The organism is Halococcus morrhuae DSM 1307 (assembly GCF_000336695.1).
In the GTDB taxonomy this organism is placed as follows: domain Archaea; phylum Halobacteriota; class Halobacteria; order Halobacteriales; family Halococcaceae; genus Halococcus; species Halococcus morrhuae.
Genome location: NZ_AOMC01000157.1, coordinates 1 through 6,404 on the forward strand (window position 1 = coordinate 1; position 6,404 = coordinate 6,404).

5 protein-coding genes and 1 pseudogene are annotated in these 6,404 nt (G+C 64.1%); 3 read left to right on the plus strand and 3 right to left on the minus strand.

Annotated elements, in window-relative coordinates; genetic code table 11:
• On the plus strand, positions 1-252 hold a 252-nt coding region (gene tnpA / locus C448_RS14195; RefSeq protein WP_004055807.1), incomplete at its 5' end, for an IS200/IS605 family transposase.
• Positions 249-1,544, plus strand: a complete 1,296-nt coding sequence (locus tag C448_RS14200; protein ID WP_004055808.1) for an IS200/IS605 family transposon protein TnpB — start codon at positions 249-251, stop codon at positions 1,542-1,544. The genes tnpA and C448_RS14200, both read left to right, overlap by 4 nt.
• Positions 1,545-1,701: 157 nt before the next feature.
• Here the strand turns inward: C448_RS14200 and C448_RS14205 are convergent.
• The 3 genes and pseudogenes from C448_RS14205 to C448_RS14215 all read right to left on the minus strand — a co-directional run bounded on the left by C448_RS14205 (position 1,702) and on the right by C448_RS14215 (position 5,567).
• Positions 1,702-2,989, minus strand: a pseudogene (locus tag C448_RS14205) (RNA-guided endonuclease InsQ/TnpB family protein).
• 471 nt (positions 2,990-3,460) lie between these two features.
• Positions 3,461-4,441, minus strand: a complete 981-nt coding sequence (locus tag C448_RS14210; protein ID WP_004055809.1) for an MBL fold metallo-hydrolase — start codon at positions 4,439-4,441, stop codon at positions 3,461-3,463.
• A 103-nt stretch (positions 4,442-4,544) separates the two neighbouring features.
• Positions 4,545-5,567 (minus strand): NAD(P)/FAD-dependent oxidoreductase, encoded by a 1,023-nt coding sequence (locus C448_RS14215; protein WP_004055810.1) that lies wholly within the window; start codon positions 5,565-5,567, stop codon positions 4,545-4,547.
• A gap of 160 nt (positions 5,568-5,727) precedes the next feature.
• Here C448_RS14215 and C448_RS14220 point away from each other — a divergent pair.
• The coding region (locus C448_RS14220; RefSeq protein WP_239640589.1) for a diacylglycerol/lipid kinase family protein at positions 5,728-6,404 on the plus strand (677 nt) is incomplete at its 3' end.

The window sequence follows — 6,404 nt, forward strand, 5'->3', positions numbered from 1 at the left end:
GAGATTTGCGACGACAAGGACATCGAACTGGTCGAAGCCAAAATCATGGACGACCACGTTCACCTGTTCGTCGGCAGTCCGCCGAAAAACGCGCCGTCGCTGCTGGTCAACTGGCTCAAGGGCATATCCGCCCGGTACTACAATGACCGCCACGACGACCGTATCAAGTGGACTCGCTCGTACTACGTCGGGACTGCCGGAAGCGTCTCGAAGGACGCCATCGAGCAGTACATTTGGGAGCAGTACGAATGAGGCGCGTCAACGTCTTCCGGGTCGTTCCCCGCTCCGAATCGGATGCGGAGTGCCTTCAGCGGCTGTTGGACGCCTCCGCTTCCCTGTGGAACGAAACCAACTACGGGCGACGGCAGTATCTCACCGACCCGGACATCGACGCCCCGATTTGGGAAGCCGACGACCACTACGGCGAGTACAAGGGTGTTGTCGGTTCCGCAACCGCTCAACAGGTCGTTCGGAAGAACGACCAAGCGTGGCGTTCGTTCTTCAAGCTCAAGGAATCTGGCGAAGCGAACGGGCTTCCCGGCTACTGGGGCAACGAGGACGAAGGCCGGGCGTTGCGAACGTACATCCGCAAAGACCAGTACACGCTTCGGTGGGCGTCGGGAAGCCGCGAACAGTCTATCCTCGATGTCCCGGTCGGGAAGCAACTGAAAGAAGAGTACGACATCGGCTACCGCGAACGTCTTCGTCTCGACGTTCAAGGAAACCCGAAGTGGGACGGCGAAGCCGGGCAACTCGAACTGTACTACGACGAGATGAGCGACCAATTCAGAGCAATTCAACCAGTCACCGTCGAAGATTCTCGACTGGATTCACCACTGGCGGACGAATCCGCCGCTCTGGATGTGGGCGCAAACAACCTCGTTGCGTGCAGTACGACCACCGGAACGCAACTGCTGTACGAGGGGCGCGACCTGTTCGACCGCTTCCGCGAGACGACCCACGACATCGCCGAGTACCAGTCAAAGCTCCGCGAAGGACGGTATTCGAGCGACAGGATACGGCGGTTGTATCGGCGTCGAACACGGCGGCGCGACCACGCACAGGACGCCCTCGCACGCGACCTGATGGAGCGCCTTCACGCCGAATGCGTCTCGACGGTGTACGTCGGTGCTCTCAAGGGCGTTCTCGGCAAGCACTGGTCGGTCGAAGTGAACGCGAAAACGCACAACTTCTGGGCGTTCCGCGCGTTCATCGACCGTCTCGCGTACACCGCTGCCGAGTTCGGTATCACGGTCGAAGTGAAACCCGAAGCGAACACCACGCGGGAATGTCCCGAATGTGGCGAACGCGAGGACACCGTTCGGTCGGGCGATTCGTTCTGGTGTCCGTGCGGCTACGAGGGGCACGCCGATTTGGACGCTTCGGCGAAGTTCCTCGCACAAGAAACGAGCGGCGAAGTTGGGTCGATGGCACGGCCCGCGCGCCTCAAGTGGGACGACCACCGATGGTCAGAGTTGTCACGCTCTCGTCCCAACGAGGTTCGCGCGCACCAGCAAAAGACTTCCGTAGGTTCGACGGCGTAGGCCGTCCGAACCCCCACCGGAGGAATCCTCGCCCTTCAGGGCGGGGAGGATGTCAANGAGGTTCGCGCGCACCAGCAAAAGACTTCCGTAGGTTCGACGGCGTAGGCCGTCCGAACCCCCACCGGAGGAATCCTCGCCCTTCAGGGCGGGGAGGATGTCAACGTCCGCCCACGGAGGCAACTTGCGGGTTCGTGCGCGCTTCTTTGGGACGGAGAGAGCGTGGTGACTCCGACCATTCGTGGTCGTCCCACTCGAATCGCACGGGCCGTGCCATCGGCCGTGATACTGCTGTGTCGCTGTGCCGTCTCAGGAACGTTTCGCTCGCCGTTAAATCGGCATGGCCGTCGAAACCACACTCGCAAGTGAGCGTGTCCTTGTGCCGAGTGGTTCGGTCGGTCGAGCCGCAGTTCGGACACTCCCGCGAGGTCCACGCCTCGGAGCGGACTTCGACTGTGATCCCGAACTCCTCGGCGGTGCAAGCGAGTCGGTCGACGAACCGTCGGAACGCCCAGAAGTTGTGCGTCTTCGCGTTCGCTCGCACCGACCACGACGCTTCGAGTACGTCGGTGAGTGCGCCGACGTACACCGTCGAAACCCCCTCGGCGTGAAGGCGTTCCATCAGGTCGCGGGCGAGAGCATCTTGTGCGTGGTCGCGGCGTTTGGTCCGCCGCCGATATAGCCGCCGTATCCGGTTGCTCGAATACCGGCCTTCGTGGAGTTTCGACTGCAACCGCGCGATTTCTCGTGTGGTTTCGCGGAAGCGGTCGAACAGGTCGCGCCCTCCGTACAGCAGTTGTTTGCCGGTCGAAGTGGTTGCTGCGACGATGTTGTTCGCACCGACGTCCAGAGCGGCGGTTTCGTCCGCCAGTGGTGATGCCAGTCGAGAACTATCGATTGTGACTGGCTGGAAAGGCTCTGAATCGGTCGCGTTCGTCATCGTAGAACACTTCAAGGCGGCCTTGTTTGTCGTACTCCGGCCAGTTCGGCTCGCCACGCACTTCGAGGCGAAGGCGCTCCCGTGCGCCGAGTCCGAACTCATCCTTGAGGTCCGACCCGACGAGCACTTCGAGACGGGAGTATTCGCCCCACTGAACCGAGTATGACGTGTTGCGGATGAACGTGCGAAGTTCGCGCCCGTCCTCGCGGTTGCCCCAGAATCCGGGTTTGCCGGCGGCTTCGCCTTTCTTTTTCAGGGCGAGGAACGACCGCCACGCTTCGCGGTTCTTTCGTTCGACCTGCTGAACGGTCGAAGCACCGAGTACGCCGCCGTACCTGCCTCGGTACTCCGATATGTCGAACACGTCGGCGTCCGGGTCGGCGAAGCTCTCGTGGCGCTCGTAGTTGATTTCGTTCCAGAGAGCGGCTGAAGCGTCCAACAAGCGTCGAAGCAACTCCTCGTCCTCGGTGGACTGCGGAACGACCTCGAAGGTGTTGGTACGCTTCATCGCCGTACCGTATATCAGACCCCAGAGGGACTAAGTCCTGCGGTTTCGGTGATTGCGAAAGCTCTCTGAATAGCTTACGCGATTCACGCCCGCCCTTCGGCCTTCGGCCTCAGGACGGGACTCTCGCTGTTGAAAGGTAGTACCTTTTTACTGCGGGGATCGCGATCGCTCATGGTTCGAAACGGCTTCGCCGTTTCGTCATCACGAAAGGCGCGAAGCGCCTTTCGAACGACTCCGTTCGCTCGCTGCGCTCGCTCAGGGTCCTTGCAAAAAGCTACGCTAAAAACTCCCCGCTCGCTCGGCCTCCGGCCTCGCTCACGGTGAACCGCGCTCGTTCCATTCGCACGGATACTCTACCACTACAGCACTACCGAAGCCCTCGCGCTCCCTTGGGTCGCGCTCGCCCTTCATCCACCAGGACCGTACCGCCACGCACCGCAGCCGCCACCGCGAACGCACCACCGTCGTGGGTCACTCAACGACTGCGGGGAACAGCTCGTCGAGATCGGGATCGCTGTCGAGCAGTCGGTAGCCGTCGTCGGTTCGTTCGGTCACATCGTGGGCGCTGAGATGTTCCAGATGGGCGTAGGCCTCGCCCGGCCCGTGGAGAATGTGGATCGCCGAGAGGTCGCCGAACAGGTGTTCGCTCACGGTCCATGCGGACGCCGGCCCGTGCTCGCGGAGCACGTCGAGGACGTTGCCGGTGCGTTCGCGATGGTGGACGATGATCTCGCGGGCGCGACCAGCCGGGTCGTCGATGGGATCGCGATGGCCGGGCCACGCACGGGCGAACCCCGCATCGACGATCGCCGCGAGCGTGTCGAGATAGTTCGCGAGCGGGCGCTCGACACGCACGTCGGCCCCACCCACGTTCGGCGTGTAATGTGGGAGTAGTGCATCGCCCGAGAACAGTTCGCGACCGTCGGTGCCGTCGAAGGCAAAGCCCGCGAGCCCAGCGGCATGACCCGGCAGATGCAACGCTTCGAGGGTTCCTTCGGGCGTGTCGAAGCGCGCGCCGTCCTCGAACGGCTCGACGGTCGGCGGGGTACCCTGAAGACTGCCGTCGAGAAAGCCGAGCAGTTCCGCACGCGGATCGGCGGGCATTCCCCACTCGTCGAGTAAGTCGCGCTGGCGCTCGTCCATCGTTTCCCACGCATCCTCCTCGCCGCCGATGAGCGGCGCGTCGGCAGCGTGGGCACGGACCGTTGCGCCACTCTCCTCTTGGAGTTCGCCCGCCAGCCCCGCGTGATCGCCGTGCCAGTGGGTGAGCAGGATCTGCTCGATATCCGCGATCGCCACGCCCGCGTCGGCGAGCCCGTCTTCCAACTGCTCGCGCGTCTCGGGCATCGCGACGCCGGTGTCGATCAGCGTCGGCGCGTCCGATCCCGCACCGAAGACGTAGACGTCGTTCAGTCCCTCGAAGACGGTGTTTTCGAGCGTGATGCGCTCCATCTACCGGTACTCACCGTGCATATCACAGCGAGCGGGCTGACGATACATACCACTCGCGGTCGGCGAGCGCGTACGTGTCGATCGTGCCCAAAGAAAAACGTCCTCAGTCGTCGCCCGCGGCGCGTGCGGCCGAGCGCTCGCGCAGCTCGTCGGAGATCGCGGGCACGTCGTCGGCCGCGATCTCGCCCTCCGCTTCGAGTTCGTCGAGGCTCATCGGGAACTGCCGGAGGTCGTAGTGGATATCGATGCCGGCCTTGGCTCCCTGACCCATCGCGACGGGAATCTGGTTGTGACCGGGAACGAGATCGCCCACGGCGTAGACACCGTCGGCGGAGGTGTTGCCGTGGTCGTCGACCGCCACGGTGCCGTCGTCGTTGATCTCACAGCCCAGTTCGCGCGCGAGGGCGTTGTTGTACTCGGAGCCGTACATCCCGAACCCGCCCGTGTACTCGCGGCGCTCGCCGTTCACGAACTCAAACCCGCCGAGCCACTCCGGATCGTCCTCGTCGGCGAACTTGCTCTCGACGTCGCTTGCGACGATGTCGACCGGATGGGCGCGCAGCTGGCGGTCGGTGTCCTCGGACCACTCGGGGTCGTGCCCGCGCAACAGGAGATCCACCTCGTCGGTGAAGTTGAGCATGATCATCGCGACGTGGGCGGCCGACTCGCCGTGACCCATCACGTAGACGGGCTCGTCGACGAACATGTACGCATCACAGTGCAGACAGTAGTGTAGGCCGCGTCCAGTACGGGGGAGCGGCGGATCGGGATGCACGTCCGAAAAGCCGGTCGCGAGCACCACGCGGTCGGCGAACAGTTCGACGTCGTTCGTTGTGAGCCGGAACGCCCGCTCGTCGTCGATCCGTTCGGCGTCCGTCACGAACGTCTGGCGGTAGTCCGTGCCGTAGCCTTCGAGCTGTTCGATCGCGGCCTGGAGGAACTCGTTGCCGCTGGTCTCTTCGGTGACACCGATGACGTTGTGCGTATCGCGCATCATCGCGGCACGACCGCCGCCCCGATTGAGCACGACCGTATCGTGGCCGAGCCGCGTCGTGTACAGTGCTGCGGTCAGACCCGCCGGCCCACCGCCGATAACCGCGACGTCGTAGCCTGCGCTATCGTCCATATACTCGTTGGTAGGGTCGCGAGACTCATAACGAATGTGGTCGACGCGCACAACACTACCCGGAACCGATCGCGCCCGTCGCGGTGAGCAGTCCGATGGCCTATCCCTCTCGGCGTGCAATCCGGCACACGAAACGATGGTCCCCGACCCGGAACGCACAGTGACTACGGCGGAATCGCCCGACGGGGCGAAGCGCCGTATCATCGTGAACCCGACGAGCGGCGACGGCGAGCACGTCCCGTCGGTCCGGCGACTGGCCGACCGCCACGGCTACTCGGTCGTCGAAACCACGGGGCAGGGCGACGGGGTGGCGCTCGCACGCGAGGCCATCAACGACGGCGTGACGGTTCTCGGGGCGTGTGGCGGCGACGGCACCGTCCAGGAGATCGTCCAGGGGCTCGCCGACGCCGACGCGCTTGATACTGTGCGGTTCGGAGTGCTCCCCGCCGGCACGGCGAACATCTTCGCCGGCGATATCGGCGTCCGGAGCATCGAACACGGCGTCGAGCTGCTCGAAGCGGGGCAAGCGCGGGCGATCGATATCGGGTTCGCCGACGACACGCCGTTCGTCAAATCCTGCATCGCCGGGCTGACCGCCGACACGAGCGCGGCGACCACGTCGGACATGAAAGAGCGGTTCGGGCCGCTCGCGTTCGTCATCACGGGCGTCCAGCAGGCGACGAGCTTCGAGGGGCTTGCCCTCGATATCGACGCCGTCACCGACGAGGGCGAGCACACCTGGTCGGGCGAAGCGCTCTCGGTACTCATCGGCAACGCCCGCCGGTTCGCCAAGGAGCTCGGTCAGGCGAACGTCGAGGACGGGCTGTTCGACGTGAC